21 protein-coding genes are annotated in these 16,622 nt (G+C 59.0%); 10 read left to right on the top strand and 11 right to left on the bottom strand.

Annotated features, from left to right (window positions below):
- Positions 1-70 precede the first annotated feature (70 nt).
- Complete coding sequence (locus JFU37_RS08500; RefSeq protein ID WP_201114881.1) at positions 71-919, top strand: carbon-nitrogen hydrolase family protein; 849 nt, start codon at positions 71-73, stop codon at positions 917-919.
- An 18-nt stretch (positions 920-937) separates the two neighbouring features.
- Positions 938-2,380 (top strand): metalloprotease TldD, encoded by a 1,443-nt coding sequence (gene tldD / locus JFU37_RS08495; RefSeq protein WP_033058018.1) that lies wholly within the window; start codon positions 938-940, stop codon positions 2,378-2,380.
- 117 nt (positions 2,381-2,497) lie between these two features.
- Here tldD and yjgA read toward each other — a convergent pair whose 3' ends face one another.
- The gene (gene yjgA / locus JFU37_RS08490; RefSeq protein ID WP_201114880.1) at positions 2,498-3,022 is read right to left on the bottom strand and encodes a ribosome biogenesis factor YjgA; all 525 of its coding nucleotides are present in this window, start codon (positions 3,020-3,022) and stop codon (positions 2,498-2,500) included.
- 108 nt (positions 3,023-3,130) lie between these two features.
- Here yjgA and pmbA point away from each other — a divergent pair, with 108 nt between their 5' ends.
- On the top strand, positions 3,131-4,477 hold the full coding sequence (pmbA, locus tag JFU37_RS08485) for a metalloprotease PmbA (RefSeq protein WP_149418147.1): 1,347 nt from the start codon (positions 3,131-3,133) through the stop codon (positions 4,475-4,477).
- 129 nt (positions 4,478-4,606) lie between these two features.
- Here pmbA and JFU37_RS08480 read toward each other — a convergent pair whose 3' ends face one another.
- The 10 genes from JFU37_RS08480 to JFU37_RS08435 form a co-directional block, all read right to left on the bottom strand.
- A complete protein-coding gene (locus JFU37_RS08480; RefSeq protein WP_201114879.1) occupies positions 4,607-4,879 on the bottom strand; it encodes an HPr family phosphocarrier protein in 273 nt (90 codons plus the stop codon).
- 15 nt (positions 4,880-4,894) lie between these two features.
- A complete protein-coding gene (gene rapZ, locus JFU37_RS08475) occupies positions 4,895-5,752 on the bottom strand; it encodes an RNase adapter RapZ (protein WP_201114878.1) in 858 nt (285 codons plus the stop codon).
- A gap of 2 nt (positions 5,753-5,754) precedes the next feature.
- On the bottom strand, positions 5,755-6,219 hold the full coding sequence (gene ptsN / locus JFU37_RS08470; protein ID WP_201114877.1) for a PTS IIA-like nitrogen regulatory protein PtsN: 465 nt from the start codon (positions 6,217-6,219) through the stop codon (positions 5,755-5,757).
- 12 nt (positions 6,220-6,231) lie between these two features.
- A complete protein-coding gene (hpf, locus tag JFU37_RS08465) occupies positions 6,232-6,540 on the bottom strand; it encodes a ribosome hibernation-promoting factor, HPF/YfiA family (RefSeq protein ID WP_007941242.1) in 309 nt (102 codons plus the stop codon).
- Positions 6,541-6,614: 74 nt separating this feature from the next.
- Positions 6,615-8,108, bottom strand: coding sequence for an RNA polymerase factor sigma-54 (locus tag JFU37_RS08460; RefSeq protein ID WP_201114876.1), 1,494 nt, complete (start codon positions 8,106-8,108; stop codon positions 6,615-6,617).
- Positions 8,109-8,292: 184 nt separating this feature from the next.
- Complete coding sequence (gene lptB / locus JFU37_RS08455) at positions 8,293-9,018, bottom strand: LPS export ABC transporter ATP-binding protein (protein WP_201114875.1); 726 nt, start codon at positions 9,016-9,018, stop codon at positions 8,293-8,295.
- Positions 9,018-9,566 (bottom strand): lipopolysaccharide transport periplasmic protein LptA, encoded by a 549-nt coding sequence (gene lptA, locus JFU37_RS08450; protein ID WP_201114874.1) that lies wholly within the window; start codon positions 9,564-9,566, stop codon positions 9,018-9,020. Before lptA ends, lptB begins: the two co-directional genes overlap by 1 nt.
- Positions 9,553-10,125 (bottom strand): LPS export ABC transporter periplasmic protein LptC, encoded by a 573-nt coding sequence (gene lptC, locus JFU37_RS08445; RefSeq protein ID WP_201114873.1) that lies wholly within the window; start codon positions 10,123-10,125, stop codon positions 9,553-9,555. The genes lptA and lptC overlap by 14 nt, the downstream gene beginning before the upstream one ends.
- 7 nt (positions 10,126-10,132) lie before the next feature.
- Complete coding sequence (locus JFU37_RS08440; protein WP_201114872.1) at positions 10,133-10,657, bottom strand: KdsC family phosphatase; 525 nt, start codon at positions 10,655-10,657, stop codon at positions 10,133-10,135.
- Positions 10,657-11,631: a KpsF/GutQ family sugar-phosphate isomerase gene (locus tag JFU37_RS08435; RefSeq protein ID WP_201114871.1), complete on the bottom strand. Its 975-nt coding sequence runs from the start codon at positions 11,629-11,631 to the stop codon at positions 10,657-10,659. Before JFU37_RS08435 ends, JFU37_RS08440 begins: the two co-directional genes overlap by 1 nt.
- 275 nt (positions 11,632-11,906) lie before the next feature.
- Between JFU37_RS08435 and JFU37_RS08430 the strand changes: the two genes are divergently transcribed.
- From JFU37_RS08430 to murA, 7 genes are all read left to right on the top strand, one after another.
- Positions 11,907-12,716 carry an ATP-binding cassette domain-containing protein gene (locus tag JFU37_RS08430; protein WP_201114870.1) on the top strand — a complete coding sequence of 270 codons (810 nt, stop codon included), beginning with the start codon at positions 11,907-11,909 and terminating at the stop codon, positions 12,714-12,716.
- A complete protein-coding gene (mlaE, locus tag JFU37_RS08425; RefSeq protein ID WP_201114869.1) occupies positions 12,716-13,513 on the top strand; it encodes a lipid asymmetry maintenance ABC transporter permease subunit MlaE in 798 nt (265 codons plus the stop codon). The genes JFU37_RS08430 and mlaE overlap by 1 nt, the downstream gene beginning before the upstream one ends.
- On the top strand, positions 13,513-13,980 hold the full coding sequence (gene mlaD, locus JFU37_RS08420; RefSeq protein WP_201114868.1) for an outer membrane lipid asymmetry maintenance protein MlaD: 468 nt from the start codon (positions 13,513-13,515) through the stop codon (positions 13,978-13,980). The genes mlaE and mlaD overlap by 1 nt, the downstream gene beginning before the upstream one ends.
- A gap of 11 nt (positions 13,981-13,991) precedes the next feature.
- Positions 13,992-14,645, top strand: a complete 654-nt coding sequence (locus JFU37_RS08415; protein WP_201114867.1) for an MlaC/ttg2D family ABC transporter substrate-binding protein — start codon at positions 13,992-13,994, stop codon at positions 14,643-14,645.
- The gene (locus tag JFU37_RS08410; protein WP_201114866.1) at positions 14,642-14,947 is read left to right on the top strand and encodes an STAS domain-containing protein; all 306 of its coding nucleotides are present in this window, start codon (positions 14,642-14,644) and stop codon (positions 14,945-14,947) included. The genes JFU37_RS08415 and JFU37_RS08410 overlap by 4 nt, the downstream gene beginning before the upstream one ends.
- Positions 14,948-15,060: 113 nt before the next feature.
- Entirely contained in the window at positions 15,061-15,312 is a 252-nt protein-coding gene (locus tag JFU37_RS08405) for a BolA family protein (protein ID WP_201114865.1), read from the top strand.
- Positions 15,313-15,334: 22 nt separating this feature from the next.
- Positions 15,335-16,600, top strand: coding sequence for a UDP-N-acetylglucosamine 1-carboxyvinyltransferase (gene murA / locus JFU37_RS08400; RefSeq protein ID WP_201114864.1), 1,266 nt, complete (start codon positions 15,335-15,337; stop codon positions 16,598-16,600).
- The last annotated feature ends 22 nt before the right edge of the window (positions 16,601-16,622 follow it).

Here is a 16,622-nt window from a genome sequence, read left to right as displayed (position 1 = left end):
AGGTTTTTTTGAAAAGGCACTCCCAAGGGCTATGGAGTAGCATGGACCCCTATCCATTAAGGAACGCGCCATGTCTGTAGCGGTGATTCAAATGGTCAGCCAGAGCGATGTGCTGGCCAATCTGGCCCAGGCCCGTCGGCTCCTCGAGCAGGCAGCGGCCGGTGGCGCTGTGCTTGCCGTGCTGCCGGAAAACTTCGCCGCCATGGGCCGTCGCGACATTGCCGACATCGGCCGCGCCGAGGCGTTGGGCGAAGGTCCGATCCTGCCATGGTTGAAACAGACCGCCCGCGACCTCAAGTTATGGATAGTGGCCGGCACATTGCCGTTGCCGCCGGTGGATCAACCGACGGCCAAAGTGCACGCCTGCTCGTTGTTGGTGAACGATCAGGGCGAGACAGTGGCGCGCTACGATAAGCTGCACTTGTTCGACGTAGACGTGGCGGACAATCGTGGACGTTATCGCGAGTCCGATGACTATGCTTATGGCAGTGGCGTGGTGGTGGCGGACACTCCCGTTGGCCGAGTCGGCCTGACGGTGTGTTACGACCTGCGCTTCCCGGAGCTGTACAGCGAATTACGTGCTGCCGGTGCGGAGTTGATCACCGCGCCGTCGGCCTTTACCGCGGTGACCGGCGCGGCGCATTGGGATGTGCTGATTCGCGCGCGCGCCATCGAGACCCAATGCTATGTGCTCGCGGCCGCCCAGGGTGGGACGCATCCGGGGCCACGAGAAACCTATGGTCATGCCGCGATCATTGACCCGTGGGGGCGCGTGCTGGCGCAACAGGACCAAGGCGAGGCCGTGCTGCTGGCCGAACGCGATAGCAGCGAACAGGCGTCGATCAGGGCGCGGATGCCGGTGTCCAGTCACCGGCGCTTTTTCTCGCAGGGCGCACAGCGACCTGCCTCAGAACGATGAATTTAAGGCGTAAAGCATATGAGCGAGTTGTTGTCCTCAGTCAGTGAACACCTCCTGGCGCCCGGCGGCGTAACGATCGAGAGCCTGCAAGGTGTGCTCGGTGATCTGGCCGGCCCGGGCATTGATGCCGCCGACCTGTATTTCCAGGGGCAGATTTCCGAGTCCTGGGCGCTGGAAGACGGCATCGTCAAGGAGGGCAGTTTCAACCTCGACCAAGGTGTCGGCGTGCGGGCGCAATCGGGTGAGAAAACCGGTTTTGCCTACAGCAATGCGATCACTCTCGAAGCCCTCGGTGCGGCGGCTCGTGCGGCGCGTTCGATCTCTCGGGCCGGGCAAAACGGCACCGTGCAGGCGTTCACTACTCAGGATGTTGCGCAGTTGTACGGGCCGGATAACCCGCTGGAGGTGATGACGCGCGCCGAGAAAGTCGAGCTGCTCAAGCGTATCGACGTGGCGACGCGAGCGCTTGACCCGCGTATCCAGCAAGTCACCGTGAGCATGGCCGGCGTCTGGGAGCGCATCCTTGTGGCGTCTACCGATGGTGGCCTGGCCGCCGATGTACGGCCGCTGGTACGTTTCAACGTCAGCGTGATCGTCGAGCAGAACGGTCGCCGTGAACGCGGTGGCCATGGCGGCGGCGGTCGTACCGATTATCGCTATTTCCTCAGCGACGACCGCGCCATGGGCTACGCCCGTGAAGCGCTGCGTCAGGCGCTGGTCAACCTTGAAGCCATTCCTGCGCCGGCCGGTACGTTGCCGGTGGTGTTAGGTTCCGGCTGGTCGGGCGTACTGTTGCACGAAGCGGTTGGCCACGGTCTGGAAGGCGATTTCAACCGCAAGGGCAGTTCGGCCTACAGCGGGCGGATGGGCGAGATGGTTGCGTCCAAGCTCTGCACCATCGTCGATGACGGCACCCTCGCCGGGCGCCGTGGCTCGCTGAGCGTCGACGACGAAGGCACTCCGACCGAGTGCACTACGCTGATCGAAAACGGCGTGCTCAAAGGCTACATGCAGGACAAGCTCAACGCGCGCCTGATGGGCGTGGCCCGCACCGGCAACGGTCGTCGCGAATCCTATGCGCACCTGCCGATGCCGCGCATGACCAACACCTACATGCTCGCGGGCGAAAGTGATCCGGCGGAAATCATCGCCTCGGTAAAACGCGGCATCTACTGCGCCAACCTCGGTGGCGGTCAGGTAGACATTACCAGCGGCAAGTTTGTGTTCTCCACCAGCGAGGCGTATTTGATCGAAGACGGCAAGATTACAGCCCCGGTCAAAGGCGCGACGTTGATCGGCAACGGGCCGGAAGCCATGAGCAAGGTGTCGATGGTCGGTAACGATCTGGCGCTGGACAGTGGTGTGGGGACGTGTGGCAAGGATGGGCAATCGGTGCCGGTCGGTGTCGGCCAGCCAACCCTGAAAATTGATGCGATCACCGTGGGTGGCACAGGATCGTGAAGATATCCCCTGTAGGAGCTGCCGCAGGCTGCGATCTTTTGACTTTTGATTTTACAAAATCAGAATCAGGATCAAAAGATCGCAGCCTGCGGCAGCTCCTACAGGGGATGCGGGACGTTAACGCAGACCGCGTTGAGTCTCGTCCAGCTCACGGATGTACTTGAAGATTTTACGGCTCGATGCCGGTGGCTTGTTGGTCGCCAGTTCGTGCTGGGCCTGACGGATCAGGGAGCGCAATTGCTGACGATCGGCCTCCGGGTAGTCGACAACGAACTTCTCCAGGACGGCATCGTCGCCTGCGATCAAGCGATCACGCCAGCGTTCCAGGCCGTGGAAACGTTCGTTGTACTGCCGGGTGGAGGCATCGAGTTGATCGAGCAACGTCAGAATGGCGTCAGTGTCCTGATCGCGCATCAGTTTGCCGATGAACATGAGGTGCCGTTTACGCGCGATATTCGCGGTGTGCTTGGAGGCATCGGCCAGGGCCCGGCGCAAAGCGTCGGTCAACGGCAGTTTTGCCAGCAAGTCAGGCTTGAGTGTTGTAAGGCGCTCGCCGAGGTCAACCAGAGCATGTAGCTCGCGTTTAACCTGGGATTTGCTTTTTTCTCCCGTATCGAGGGAGTCGTCGTAAGAATCAACCATGGTGGCCGTCCGCAAAGAAACGCCGCCATGATAACCAGTCGGGGGCCGCTTGTCCGGCCCGGTCGCTCGATGACCTTAACCGAAAGCAGAATTTGAGTGGAGAACAGCATGAGTGCAGTTGAAAGCGTCGGCCCACAAGCGTTGCCGGCACTGCAAGAACAAGTCGAGCAAATCATCGCTGAAGCCAAACGCCAGGGTGCCAGTGCCTGCGAAGTAGCAGTGTCTCTGGAGCAGGGCCTGTCGACCTCGGTGCGTCAACGTGAAGTCGAAACCGTCGAATTCAACCGTGATCAGGGCTTTGGCATCACCTTGTATGTCGGTCAGCGCAAAGGGTCGGCCAGCACGTCGGCCAGTGGCCCGGAGGCGATTCGCGAAACCGTCGCCGCCGCGCTGGCCATCGCCAAGCACACGTCTGAAGATGAGGCTTCGGGCCTGGCAGATGCTGCATTGATGGCCAAGGACCTACAGGATTTCGACCTGTTCCACCAATGGGACATCACCCCGGAACAAGCCATCGAGCAGGCTCTGGCGTGTGAAGCGGCGGCGTTTGCCACTGACAGCCGGATCAAGAACGCCGATGGCACCACCCTCAGCACCCACCAGGGCTGTCGCGTTTACGGCAATAGCCACGGCTTTATCGGCGGTTACGCGTCAACCCGTCACAGCCTCAGCTGCGTGATGATTGCTGAAGCCGACGGGCAGATGCAGCGCGATTACTGGTATGACGTAAACCGTCAGGGCAACTTGTTGGCCGATCCGGTGAGCATCGGCCAGCGTGCCGCGCAACGGGCGGCGAGCCGTCTGGGCGCGCGTCCGGTGCCCACCTGTGAAGTGCCGGTGCTGTTTTCGGCGGAACTGGCCGGCGGTTTGTTTGGCAGTTTCCTTTCGGCGATCTCTGGCGGCAGTCTGTATCGGAAATCGTCGTTCCTTGAGGGTACTCTGGGGCAGAAACTGTTTCCGGAATGGCTGACCATCGATGAGCGTCCACACTTGATGCGCGCCATGGGCAGTTCGGCGTTCGATGGCGATGGTCTGGCGACCTACGCCAAGCCGTTTGTCGAAAAGGGTGAGTTGGTCTCCTACATCCTTGGCACCTATTCCGGTCGCAAACTTGGCATGCCGAGCACCGCAAACGCTGGCGGCGTACACAACCTGTTTGTTACCCATGGCGATGAAGACCAGGCCGCCTTGCTGCGTCGCATGGGGCGCGGTTTGCTGGTCACCGAACTGATGGGCCAGGGACTGAACATGGTCACCGGCGATTATTCCCGTGGCGCGGCGGGTTACTGGGTCGAGAACGGCGAAATCCAGTTCGCGGTCCAGGAAGTGACCATTGCTGGCAACATGCGCGACATGTTCAAGCAGATCGTTGCGGTGGGTAATGACCTGGAATTGCGCAGCAACATTCGCACTGGCTCGGTGTTGATCGAGCGGATGACGGTGGCGGGTAGTTGAATTCGGACCGTTAAACAAAAAGGCGTGCCATCCGAATGGGTGGCGCGCCTTTTTTTAAAGATCAAAAGATCGCAGCCTGCGGCAGCTCCTACAGAGGAACACGATCCCATAGCTGCGATCTTTTGATCATTACTCGCCTTCGTCGAAAAAGTTGTTGATCAACACCACCAGCGCATCGAGCGCTTCCTTCTCCTGCTCGCCTTCTGTGCTCAGATGGATTTTGGTGCCTTTACCCGCGGCCAGCATCATCATGGCCATGATGCTTTTCCCGTCGACCATGGATTCAGGCGTACGTCCGGCTCTGATCTGGCACGGGAACTGGCCCGCCACACCCACGAATTTTGCGGAAGCGCGGGCATGCAGGCCCAGCTTGTTGATGATTTCAATTTCCAGAGCAGGCATCGCGGTGTGAATCCTTTAGCTGAGGTCGCGGTGGCGGACCTGGACGTTCTTCAGGGTTTTTTGCAGGACCTGGCCCAGGCGCTCGGTCAGGTAGACGGACCGGTGATGCCCGCCGGTACAGCCAATGGCAATGGTGACATACGCGCGGTTGCTGGCGGCAAAGCGTGGCAACCACTTGAGCAGATAGGTGGAAATGTCCTGGAACATCTCTTCGACATCCGGTTGTGCTGCCAGGTACTCGGCAACCGCTTGATCAAGCCCGGACTGCGCGCGCAGCTCCGGCTTCCAGTAGGGATTGGGCAGGCAACGCACGTCGAACACCAGGTCAGCGTCTACCGGCATGCCACGCTTGAACCCGAATGACTCCACCAAAAACGCAGTACCGGGTTCCGGTTGGTTCAGCAGGCGCAGCTTGATGGTATCGCGCAGCTGATACAGGTTCAGGTTGGTGGTGTTTACCTTGAGATCGGCAAGGTCGGCGATCGGCCCGAGCAAGGTGGCTTCGTCGTCGATCGCTTCGGCCAGCGAGCGATTGGCGCTGGTCAGTGGGTGGCGACGGCGGGTTTCCGAGAACCGTTTGAGCAAGGTTTCTTCGTCGGCGTCCAGGTACAAGACATCACACTGGATATGCCGGGCGCGGACTTCTTCCAGCAGCTCAGGAAACCGCGTGAGATGGCTTGGCAAGTTACGCGCATCGATGGATACGGCAACCAGCGGTTGCGCCAGTTCGGTGTGAATCAGCGCGCGCTCGGCCAACTCCGGCAGCAGGCCGGCAGGCAGGTTGTCGATGCAGTAGTAACCGCTGTCCTCGAGGACATCGAGTGCGGTGCTTTTACCTGAGCCGGAACGGCCGCTGACAATGATCAAGCGCATGATTACTGACCGTTTTGCTCGTTCAGGACAACCTGATACAAGGCTTCATTGCTCGGGGCGCTGCGCAGTTTTTCGCGCACTTCCTTGCGATCGAGCATGCTGGCGATCTGGCGCAGTAGCTCCAGGTGCGCATCGGTGGCGGCTTGCGGGACCAGCAGCACGAACAGCAGGTCAACCGGGGCGCCGTCGATGGCGTCGAAATCGATGGGTGCATCAAGGTGCATCAGGGCGCTGATGGGCGAGTTGCAGCCCTTGAGGCGACAGTGGGGGATGGCAATGCCGTTGCCAAAACCGGTGGAACCGAGTTTTTCACGGGCAATGAGAGCCTCGAAGACATCTTGCATCTCCAGATCCGGCACTTCCCGGGCGATCAGGTTGGCAATTTGCTCGAGGGCTTTCTTTTTACTGCCGCCCGGCACGTTCACGAGGGAACGGCCGGGGGTCAGGATGCTTTCAAGTCGGATCATGGGTTGGGAGTGTTAACGACCGGTAGCGCCCTGGAGGAGGCTCTGGGTCTTTTCCTTATGCTTTTTGAGTTGTTTGTCCAGCTTGTCGGTCAATGCGTCGATCGCCGCGTACATATCAGTATGTTCTGCGTTTGCGACCACTTCATTGCCGGGAATATGCAGCGTGGCTTCGATTTTCTGCTTCAGCTTTTCGACCGTCATCGTGACTTGCACGTTGGTGATCTTGTCGAAATGTCGCTCCAGTCGTTCAAGTTTTTCGCCGATGTAGGTGCGAAGAGGTTCGGTCACTTCCAGTTGGTGTCCACTGATGTTGACTTGCATACAGCTTCTCCTTCGTTGCCAGTGCATAAAGCGGCAGGCAGAAATGCCTGCCACTGGAACGCTGTGGCGTGGCCCTACATCAACCGCTTGCGTTCGCTCGAAGGCGCGATCCCAAGGGATTCGCGGTACTTGGCGACGGTGCGGCGGGCCACCTGAATGCCTTGTGCCTCCAGTAAACCAGCGATCTTGCTGTCACTCAACGGCTTTTTCTGATTTTCCGCGGCAACCAGTTTTTTGATGATCGCGCGGATCGCCGTGGACGAGCATTCACCGCCTTCGGAAGTGCTGACGTGGCTGGAAAAAAAGTATTTCAGTTCATAGATGCCCCGTGGGGTATGCATGAACTTTTGCGTGGTTACCCGTGAAATCGTCGATTCGTGCATGCCCACTGCTTCGGCGATGTCATGTAGGACCAGCGGTTTCATGGCTTCGTCGCCGTACTCCAGGAAGCCGCGCTGATGCTCGACGATCTGGGTGGCAACTTTCATCAGCGTTTCGTTGCGGCTCTGCAGGCTCTTGATAAACCAGCGGGCCTCTTGCAACTGATTGCGCATGAAGGTGTTGTCGGCACTGGTGTCGGCGCGGCGCACGAAACCGGCGTATTGGGCATTGACCCGCAAGCGTGGCACGGACTCCTGGTTCAGCTCCACCAGCCAGCGCTCGTTGTCCTTGCGCACGATCACGTCGGGAACGACGTATTCGGCTTCACTGGACTCGATCTGAGAGCCTGGGCGCGGGTTGAGGCTCTGAACCAGCTCGATGACCTGGCGCAGTTCATCTTCCTTGAGCTTCATGCGGCGCATCAGCTGGCTGTAGTCGCGGCTGCCGAGCAAGTCGATGTAGTCGGTGACCAGGCGCTTGGCCTCGGCCAGCCAAGGCGTCTTGGCCGGCAACTGGCGCAGTTGCAGCAGCAGGCATTCACCCAGGTTGCGGGCGCCGATGCCGGCGGGTTCGAATTGCTGGATGCGGTGCAGGACGGCTTCGATTTCGTCCAGTTCGATGTCCAGTTCCGGATCGAAGGCTTCGAGGATTTCCTCGAGCGTTTCGTCCAGGTAGCCCTGATTGTTGATGCAGTCGATCAGGGTGACGCCAATCAGGCGATCGGTGTCGGACATCGGTGCCAGATTCAGTTGCCACAGCAAATGGCTTTGCAGGCTTTCGCCGGCCGATGTGCGGGTGGTGAAATCCCACTCGTCGTCATCGTTGCTTGGCAGGCTGCTGGCGCTGGTCTGGTAGACATCTTCCCACGCGGTGTCGACGGGAAGTTCGTTGGGGATGCGCTCGTTCCAGTCACCTTCCTCGAGGTTATCCACCGTCGGGGCGGTTTCCTGGTAGGAGGGTTCCGAAACATCGGCGTTGGGTTGCTGTTCGGCTTTGTCAGCCAAGGGGTCGGCATTATCGAAGTCGTCGCCTTCTTCCTGGCGTTCGAGCATCGGATTGGACTCCAAGGCCTCCTGGATTTCCTGTTGCAGGTCCAGGGTCGACAATTGGAGCAGGCGGATGGCCTGTTGCAGCTGCGGTGTCATCGTCAGCTGCTGGCCCATTCTCAAGACTAGCGATGGTTTCATGGCAGGGGCTTAACACCTTATTCGCCGGCGCACATGCGCCATCCACTACAGGGCGCCGGAGCGCCAAACATAAGCAAATTATATGCCCGAAACTGCAGCGTTTGCCTAGAGCGCTGTAACAATAAAAAACTATTGATTTTTTATCGCGACAAGCGCTCTGCCGACTAGCCAGACACCTCAGTGCTTACAGGCGGAACTCATGGCCCAGATACACTTCCTTGACCAGGTCGTTGGCCAGGATGGTGGCGGAGTCACCTTCGGCGATCAGCTGGCCATCGTTGACGATGTAGGCGGTTTCGCAGATATCAAGGGTTTCGCGGACGTTGTGGTCAGTGATCAGCACACCAATGCCTTTGGCCTTGAGGTGATAAATGATCTGCTTGATGTCACCCACCGAAATCGGGTCCACGCCGGCGAAGGGTTCGTCGAGGAGGATAAATTTCGGGTTGGTGGCCAGTGCGCGGGCAATTTCCACGCGGCGGCGTTCACCACCCGACAGGCTCATGCCGAGGCTGTCGCGGATGTGGCTGATGTGGAATTCCTGCAGCAGGCTTTCCAGCTCCTTGCGGCGACCGGCTTTGTCGAGTTCCTTGCGGGTCTCGAGGATGGCCGTGATGTTGTCGGCAACGGAGAGTTTGCGGAAGATCGACGCTTCTTGCGGAAGATAGCCGATACCTGCCTTGGCGCGACCGTGCATAGGCTGGTGGCTGACGTCCAGATCGTCGATCAGTACGCGACCCTGATCGGCCTGTACCAGGCCAACGATCATGTAGAAGCAGGTGGTCTTGCCGGCGCCGTTGGGGCCCAGCAGGCCGACGATCTGACCGCTGTCGATGGACAGGCTGACGTCACGCACGACCTGGCGGCTCTTGTAGCTCTTGGCCAGATGCTGAGCTTTCAGAGTTGCCATTAATTGGCCTTTTTCTGGTCGGTTTTCGGCTTGGGCTGGATCACCATGTCAATGCGCGGACGCGATTCGGTGACCTTGTTGCCTGTGGCGCGACCGGCGCTCGCAAGTTTCTTGACCGTGTCGTAGACGATTTTCTCGCCTTGGGTGACGTTGTTGTCCTTATCGATGACTTTGGCGCGATCGATCAGCACGATGCGGTTTTGCGAGGCGTGGTACTGGATAGTCACTCCCCAACCCTGAACGGGCTTGGTGTCGCCCTGGGTTTGCAGTTGCTCGAAGTAGGCGAGGTTACCCACCGAAGTCACCACGTCGATGTCGCCGGTGGGCGTGCGGGTGATGGTCACGGTGTTGCCGGTGACTTTCATCGAGCCCTGAGTAATGATCACGTCACCTTTATAGGTGGCAACGCCATTCTTGTCGTCCAGTTGGGCATCGTCGGCCTGAATGCGGATAGGCTGCTCTTGATCGTTCGGCAGAGCCCAGGCGCTCACGCTTCCCAGTGCTGCGCCCAGACAGAGCAAAATAGGGAGTGTTTTAACGAGCCTCATACTGTCCTCTTACGTTCGATAGCAGGTGTATCCTGCTTTCTTTCAAATACGCTTTCATTCCGATGCCAGTCGATACACCGCCAGCGCCGTCGATTCTAACGGGTTGCTCGGTCTGCGCATATTGCTGTTGCGGGAACACTGTCATGCGGGTGCTGGTAATCAGGGTCTTGCGGTTTTTCTCGTCGAAACGCGTGATGCGCACCGAATCAATCAGTTCGACCTGGGTGCCGTCGGGATTGACTTCGCCGCGCTCGCTCTGGACGTGCCACGGGAACTCGGTGCCACGGAACATGTTCACGTCGGGGTTGGTCAGCAACGTGACCTCGGTCGCTTTCAGGTGTTCGACCTTGTCGGACGTCATTTCGTATTGCAGCCGGCCGTCCGGCATGTACTGCACGCTGTGGGCATTGGTCGCGTAATAGTCGATCGCGCTTTCATCGACCTTGGCCACCGGCTTGTCGAGGAAACGTTCCGGGCTGATGTTCCAGTAGCCGACCGCTGCAAAGATCGCTGCGATGCAACCGAACACCAGGAAGTTGCGAAATTTCTTGCTCAGCATAGTTGGCTCACAGGTACGCAGCGTTGGCCGCATCGAGGCGGCCCTGGGCGCGCAGGATCAATTCGCAGAATTCGCGAGCGGCACCCTCGCCGCCACGGGCCTGGGTGATGCCATGGGCGTGTTCACGTACAAAGGTGGCGGCATTGGCCACCGCCATGCCCAGGCCGACGCGACGAATGACCGGCAGGTCCGGCAGGTCATCACCGAGGTAGGCGACTTGTTCATAGCTCAGGTTGAGTTGGGCCAGAAGTTCGTCGAGCACCACCAGTTTGTCTTCGCGACCCTGATACACGTGGGGGATGCCGAGGTTCTTCGCTCGTCGTTCGACCACCGGGGTCTTGCGACCGCTAATGATAGCGGTCTGCACGCCCGCCGCCATCAACATCTTGATGCCTTGGCCGTCGAGGGTGTTGAACGTCTTGAATTCGCTGCCGTCTTCAAGGAAGTACAGGCGCCCGTCAGTCAGTACGCCGTCGACGTCGAACACCGCCAGTTTAATGTGTTTGCCGCGTTGTAGAAGATCCGGGGTCATTACATTACTCCTGCGCGTAGCAAGTCGTGCATGTTCAAGGCGCCGACCGGCCGATCTTCGCTGTCGACCACGACCAGCGCGTTGATTTTGTGGTCTTCCATGATTTTCAGGGCCTCTGCGGCGAGCATCTCGGCGCGGGCGGTCTTGCCGTGGGCGGTCATGACCTGGTCAATCGTTGCGCTGTGGATGTCGATGCTGCGGTCCAGCGTGCGACGCAAATCGCCGTCGGTGAAGATCCCGGCGAGTTTGCCGTCGGTTTCCAGGACGACGGTCATGCCCAGGCCCTTGCGGGTCATTTCCATCAGCGCGTCCTTGAGCAGGGTGCCACGCTGAACTTGCGGCAACTCTTGTCCGGCGTGCATGACGTTTTCCACTTTCAGCAACAGGCGTCGGCCAAGCGCACCGCCAGGGTGGGAGAAGGCGAAGTCTTCCGCGGTAAAGCCGCGGGCTTCCAGCAGCGCCACGGCCAGAGCGTCGCCCATGACCAGTGCAGCGGTGGTCGACGAGGTCGGTGCGAGGTTCAGCGGGCAAGCTTCGTGCTCGACGTGAACGTTCAGGTTGACCTCGGCAGCCTTGGCCAGCGGCGAATCGGGATTGCCGGTCATGCTGATCAATTGAATGCCCAGGCGCTTGATCAGCGGCAGCAGGGTGACGATTTCATTGGTGGATCCGGAGTTCGACAGTGCGAGGATGATGTCGTCGCGGGTGATCATGCCCATGTCGCCGTGGCTGGCTTCGGCCGGATGCACGAAGAACGCCGTGGTGCCGGTACTGGCCAGGGTCGCGGCGATCTTGTTGCCGATGTGCCCCGATTTGCCCATGCCGACCACCACCACTCGGCCTTTGCTGGCCAGAATCATCTCGCAAGCGCGTACGAAATCTGCGTCGATATGGGGTAGCAAGCCTTGTACGGCTTCCAGTTCGAGGCGGATGGTGCGTTGGGCAGATTGAATCAGGTCGCTGGATTGGCTCATGTCAGAAATCGTATAGCCTGATGAAAAGGCGGCGATTATAGCGGTAATGATTGAATCCCTCACGCAAGTTCGTCGCGCAATGTCATTCCCGGTTACCGAATCCCTCTAAATGAAGCGTTTTGACTTTCATGTTGCTGAATATGCCCCGGCTTGGGCCTTTGGTGCTTGGCGTGTGCAGTGATATAGTTCGCCGCCAGTTCGGCCCGCCCAGGAGGCATGTGCTTTCGCCAGAAAGTCAGGCGTCCGAGTGAGAGGCTGCATCGCAAGGAGTTTAGATGAGTGCCGATAACGCCTACGCGGTCGAGCTGAAGGGACTGACCTTCAAGCGCGGTGCGCGCAGCATTTTCAATAACGTCGATATCCGTATTCCGCGCGGCAAGGTCACCGGCATCATGGGGCCTTCCGGGTGTGGCAAGACCACGCTGTTGCGTTTGATGGGCGCACAGTTGCGCCCGACCAAGGGCGAAGTCTGGGTCAACGGACAAAACCTGCCGAAACTGTCGCGCAGCGATCTGTTCGACGCGCGTAAGCACATGGGTGTGTTGTTTCAGAGTGGCGCACTGTTTACCGATCTCGACGTGTTCGAGAACGTCGCCTTTCCGCTGCGCGTTCATACCGAGCTTCCGGAAGAAATGATCCGGGATATTGTCCTGCTCAAATTACAGGCCGTGGGCCTGCGTGGCGCCATCGACCTGATGCCTGACGAACTGTCCGGTGGCATGAAGCGTCGCGTCGCGCTGGCGCGGGCGATTGCCCTCGATCCGCAAATTCTCATGTATGACGAGCCCTTTGTGGGCCAGGATCCCATCGCCATGGGCGTGTTGGTGCGCCTGATCCGCCTGCTCAACGATGCGTTGGGCATCACCAGCATCGTGGTCTCCCACGACCTGGCCGAAACCGCCAGCATTGCCGATTACATTTATGTGGTGGGCGACGGGCAGGTGTTGGGGCAGGGCACGCCTGACGAGTTGATGAACTCGGAGGAGCCGCGTATCCGTCAATTCATGACAGGCGACCCTGACGGTCCGGTCGCTTATCACTTTCCAGCGACGGATTACCGCGCAGATCTTCTGGGGAAGCGCTGATGCGCAAGATTTCACTAATAGAACGAGTGCGCCGGTTCGGCCACGCCGGCATCGATGTAATGGCGGTGTTCGGACGCTCGGCGATTTTCCTGTTTCATGCCTTGTTCGGCCGGGGTGGCATCGGCGGCGGTTTTGGCCTGCTGGTCAAACAGTTGCATTCGGTCGGCGTGATGTCCCTGGTGATCATCGTGGTCTCCGGGGTGTTCATCGGGATGGTGCTGGCGCTGCAAGGGTTCAACATCCTGTCCAGCTACGGTTCCGAGCAGGCGGTGGGGCAGATGGTCGCGCTGACACTGCTGCGAGAGTTGGGCCCGGTGGTCACCGCGTTGCTGTTTGCCGGACGCGCGGGTTCCGCGCTGACCGCTGAAATTGGCAACATGAAGTCCACCGAGCAGTTGTCCAGTCTGGAAATGATTGGTGTAGACCCGCTCAAGTACATCGTTGCCCCGCGCCTGTGGGCTGGCTTCATTTCCCTTCCGGTGTTGGCGATGATTTTCAGCGTGGTGGGTATCTGGGGCGGTTCCTGGGTGGCCGTCGACTGGCTGGGTGTCTATGAAGGGTCGTACTGGTCGAACATGCAAAACAGCGTGACGTTTACTGACGATGTGCTCAACGGCATCATCAAAAGCATCGTTTTTGCCTTCGTCGTGACCTGGATTGCCGTATTCCAAGGCTATGACTGCGAACCCACTTCCGAGGGGATCAGTCGTGCCACTACCAAGACCGTGGTGTATGCCTCTTTGGCTGTACTCGGCCTGGACTTTATTTTGACCGCCTTGATGTTTGGAGATTTCTGATGCAAAACCGCACCCTGGAAATCGGTGTCGGCCTTTTCTTGCTGGCTGGCATCCTGGCTTTGCTGTTGCTGGCGTTGCGGGTAAGTGGCCTGTCCCCGAGCCCTACCACCGACACCTATAAACTTTATGCATACTTCGACAATATCGCCGGTTTGACGGTCAGAGCTAAAGTGACCATGGCCGGTGTGACCATCGGCAAGGTGACGGCGATCGATCTGGACCGCGACAGTTTCACCGGTCGAGTGACCATGCAGCTGGAAAAACGCGTCGATAATCTGCCGACGGACTCCACTGCATCTATCCTGACTGCTGGCCTGTTGGGCGAGAAGTACATCGGTCTCAGCGTGGGCGGGGAAGAAACCTTGCTCAAGGATGGTGGGACCATCCACGACACCCAGTCGTCGCTGGTGCTCGAAGACCTGATCGGTAAATTCCTGCTCAATACCGTTAGCAAAGACGCCAAATGAGGAGCTTTTGAATGATCTCTACCTTGCGACGTGGCCTGTTGGTGTTGCTCGCGGTCCTGCCGGTCATGGCTAACGCCGTGGCGGCACCTTCCGCGCACGAAATCGTGCAGGACACCACCACTCGGATGCTCGCCGATCTGTCGGCCAATAAAGAGAAGTACAAGCAGGATCCACAAGACTTTTATACGGCGCTGAACACCATCGTCGGACCTGTGGTGGATGCCGAGGGCATTTCCAAAAGCATCATGACGGTCAAATACTCGCACAAAGCCACGCCTGCGCAAATGAAGACCTTTGAAGAAAACTTCAAAAAGGGCCTGTTCCAGTTCTATGGCAATGCCTTGCTCGAGTACAACAATCAGGGCATCACTGTTGACCCTGCCAAGGACGAGTCCGGCGACCGTACCAGCGTTGGCATGACGGTCAAAGGCACCAACGGCGCGATCTATCCTGTGTCCTACACACTCGAAAAGATCAACGGCGAGTGGAAGCTGCGCAACGTAATCATCAATGGCATCAACATTGGCAAGCTGTTCCGCGATCAGTTCGCTGATGCGATGCAACGCAATGGCAACGACCTGGACAAGACCATCAATGGTTGGGCCGGGGAAGTCGCCAAGGCCAAGGAAAAAGCCCCGGATGCCGCAGGGAAGCAAGCACAATGAGTGTGTCGGCCATTCGCATGAGCGAATCCGGCGAACTGCGTCTTAGCGGCATGCTGGATTACCGCACCGGCCCGGGCCTGCGCAAGCAAGGGCAGGCGCTGATCAAGTCGAGCAAGGCTGGCGAAGTGGTCGTCGACTGTTCGGCGGTGTTGAAGTCCAGCAGTGTTGGCTTGTCGCTGCTGCTGTGCTTCATGCGAGATGCGCAAGAGGCCGGCAAGGCGTGGAGCATCCGTGGGATGCCAGAAGACATGCGTGAAATCGCTCAGGTCAGCGAATTGACCGAGCTGTTGGCGCATCCCTAACCGCATCTATAAAGAAGCCCCCCGTCAGAGTCCTGCTTCGCGGGGTTCGCAGGCGCGGGGCTTTTTTGTATGATGTCCGACCCGCGCGCACAAGGCGCCGATTGAGGTTGAGCATGCAGGCCACCGAAGTAAAGAGCTTCCTTGAAGGAAAGCTGTCGAATTCTCTGTCACAAGTGCAGGTAGAAGTTGAAGGCGAAGGCTGCAACTTCCAGCTGAACGTGATTAGCGATGAACTGGCGGCGTTGAGCCCGGTGAAGCGTCAGCAGCAGGTCTATGCCCATTTGAACCCATGGATCACCGATGGCAGCATCCATGCGGTTACTATGAAATTTTTCAGCAGCGCGGCCTGGGCCGAGCGCACCTGAGCCCAAGGGCGTCGAGATTCTTATGGATAAATTGATTATTACCGGTGGCGCTCGTCTTGATGGCGAAATCCGCATCTCCGGGGCAAAGAACTCTGCCCTGCCGATCCTGGCGGCCACCTTGCTGTGCGATGGCCCGGTTACCGTTGCCAACCTGCCGCACCTGCACGACATCACCACCATGATCGAGCTGTTCGGTCGCATGGGCATCGAGCCGGTGATCGACGAGAAACTCAGCGTCGAAATCGATCCGCGCACCATCAAGACCCTGATCGCTCCGTACGAACTGGTTAAAACCATGCGTGCGTCGATTCTGGTATTGGGCCCGATGGTTGCCCGTTTCGGCGAAGCCGAAGTCGCATTGCCTGGCGGTTGCGCCATCGGTTCGCGTCCGGTCGACCTGCACATCCGTGGCCTCGAAGCCATGGGCGCGGTCATCGACGTTGAAGGCGGCTACATCAAGGCCAAGGCGCCGGAAGGCGGCTTGCGCGGTGCGCACTTCTTCTTCGACACCGTCAGCGTGACCGGTACCGAAAACATCATGATGGCCGCCGCTCTGGCCAAGGGCCGCAGCGTTTTGGCTAACGCCGCGCGCGAGCCTGAAGTCATCGACCTGGCGAACTTCCTGATCGCCATGGGCGCCAAGATTACCGGTGCCGGTACCGACACCATCACCATCGATGGCGTCGAGCGCCTGCACACGACCACTTACAAAGTGATGCCTGACCGCATCGAAACCGGCACCTACCTGGTGGCGGCAGCTGTAACCGGCGGTCGTGTGAAGGTCAAGGACACCGATCCGACCATCCTTGAAGCCGTTCTGGAAAAACTCAAGGAAGCCGGTGCCGAAATCACCTGCGGTGAGGACTGGATCGAGCTGAACATGCACGGCAAGCGGCCAAAAGCCGTGAACATCCGTACGGCTCCGTACCCGGCGTTCCCGACCGACATGCAGGCGCAGTTCATCTCCCTCAACGCCATTGCCGAAGGCACCGGTGCCGTGATCGAGACGATCTTCGAAAACCGCTTCATGCACGTTTACGAACTGCACCGCATGGGCGCCAAGATCCAGGTCGAAGGCAACACCGCCATTGTGACCGGTACTGAAAAGCTCAAAGGCGCGCCAGTCATGGCCACCGACCTGCGTGCTTCGGCCAGCCTGGTCATCTCGGCCCTGATTGCTGAAGGCGACACACTGATCGACCGCATCTACCACATCGACCGTGGTTACGAGTGCATCGAAGAGAAACTGCAGATGCTCGGCGCCAAGATCCGCCGCGTACCGGGCTAGTTTCTGCTGCATGGGCATAAGG

Source organism: Pseudomonas sp. TH41 (assembly GCF_016650695.1).
GTDB lineage: Bacteria > Pseudomonadota > Gammaproteobacteria > Pseudomonadales > Pseudomonadaceae > Aquipseudomonas.
The sequence above is the reverse complement of the archived record's forward strand: the minus strand, read 5'-3'. Positions and strand labels throughout refer to the sequence as shown.

Excerpts from the sequence above, each read along its gene's own strand:
- JFU37_RS08500 (WP_201114881.1), top strand. The coding sequence starts at position 71 with ATGTCTGTAGCGGTGATTCAAATGGTCAGCCAGAGCGATGTGCTGGCC.
- tldD (WP_033058018.1), top strand. The coding sequence starts at position 938 with ATGAGCGAGTTGTTGTCCTCAGTCAGTGAACACCTCCTGGCGCCCGGC.
- yjgA (WP_201114880.1), bottom strand. The coding sequence starts at position 3,022 with ATGGTTGATTCTTACGACGACTCCCTCGATACGGGAGAAAAAAGCAAA.
- pmbA (WP_149418147.1), top strand. The coding sequence starts at position 3,131 with ATGAGTGCAGTTGAAAGCGTCGGCCCACAAGCGTTGCCGGCACTGCAA.
- JFU37_RS08480 (WP_201114879.1), bottom strand. The coding sequence starts at position 4,879 with ATGCCTGCTCTGGAAATTGAAATCATCAACAAGCTGGGCCTGCATGCC.
- rapZ (WP_201114878.1), bottom strand. The coding sequence starts at position 5,752 with ATGCGCTTGATCATTGTCAGCGGCCGTTCCGGCTCAGGTAAAAGCACC.
- ptsN (WP_201114877.1), bottom strand. The coding sequence starts at position 6,219 with ATGATCCGACTTGAAAGCATCCTGACCCCCGGCCGTTCCCTCGTGAAC.
- hpf (WP_007941242.1), bottom strand. The coding sequence starts at position 6,540 with ATGCAAGTCAACATCAGTGGACACCAACTGGAAGTGACCGAACCTCTT.
- JFU37_RS08460 (WP_201114876.1), bottom strand. The coding sequence starts at position 8,108 with ATGAAACCATCGCTAGTCTTGAGAATGGGCCAGCAGCTGACGATGACA.
- lptB (WP_201114875.1), bottom strand. The coding sequence starts at position 9,018 with ATGGCAACTCTGAAAGCTCAGCATCTGGCCAAGAGCTACAAGAGCCGC.
- lptA (WP_201114874.1), bottom strand. The coding sequence starts at position 9,566 with ATGAGGCTCGTTAAAACACTCCCTATTTTGCTCTGTCTGGGCGCAGCA.
- lptC (WP_201114873.1), bottom strand. The coding sequence starts at position 10,125 with ATGCTGAGCAAGAAATTTCGCAACTTCCTGGTGTTCGGTTGCATCGCA.
- JFU37_RS08440 (WP_201114872.1), bottom strand. The coding sequence starts at position 10,657 with ATGACCCCGGATCTTCTACAACGCGGCAAACACATTAAACTGGCGGTG.
- JFU37_RS08435 (WP_201114871.1), bottom strand. The coding sequence starts at position 11,631 with ATGAGCCAATCCAGCGACCTGATTCAATCTGCCCAACGCACCATCCGC.
- JFU37_RS08430 (WP_201114870.1), top strand. The coding sequence starts at position 11,907 with ATGAGTGCCGATAACGCCTACGCGGTCGAGCTGAAGGGACTGACCTTC.
- mlaE (WP_201114869.1), top strand. The coding sequence starts at position 12,716 with ATGCGCAAGATTTCACTAATAGAACGAGTGCGCCGGTTCGGCCACGCC.
- mlaD (WP_201114868.1), top strand. The coding sequence starts at position 13,513 with ATGCAAAACCGCACCCTGGAAATCGGTGTCGGCCTTTTCTTGCTGGCT.
- JFU37_RS08415 (WP_201114867.1), top strand. The coding sequence starts at position 13,992 with ATGATCTCTACCTTGCGACGTGGCCTGTTGGTGTTGCTCGCGGTCCTG.
- JFU37_RS08410 (WP_201114866.1), top strand. The coding sequence starts at position 14,642 with ATGAGTGTGTCGGCCATTCGCATGAGCGAATCCGGCGAACTGCGTCTT.
- JFU37_RS08405 (WP_201114865.1), top strand. The coding sequence starts at position 15,061 with ATGCAGGCCACCGAAGTAAAGAGCTTCCTTGAAGGAAAGCTGTCGAAT.
- murA (WP_201114864.1), top strand. The coding sequence starts at position 15,335 with ATGGATAAATTGATTATTACCGGTGGCGCTCGTCTTGATGGCGAAATC.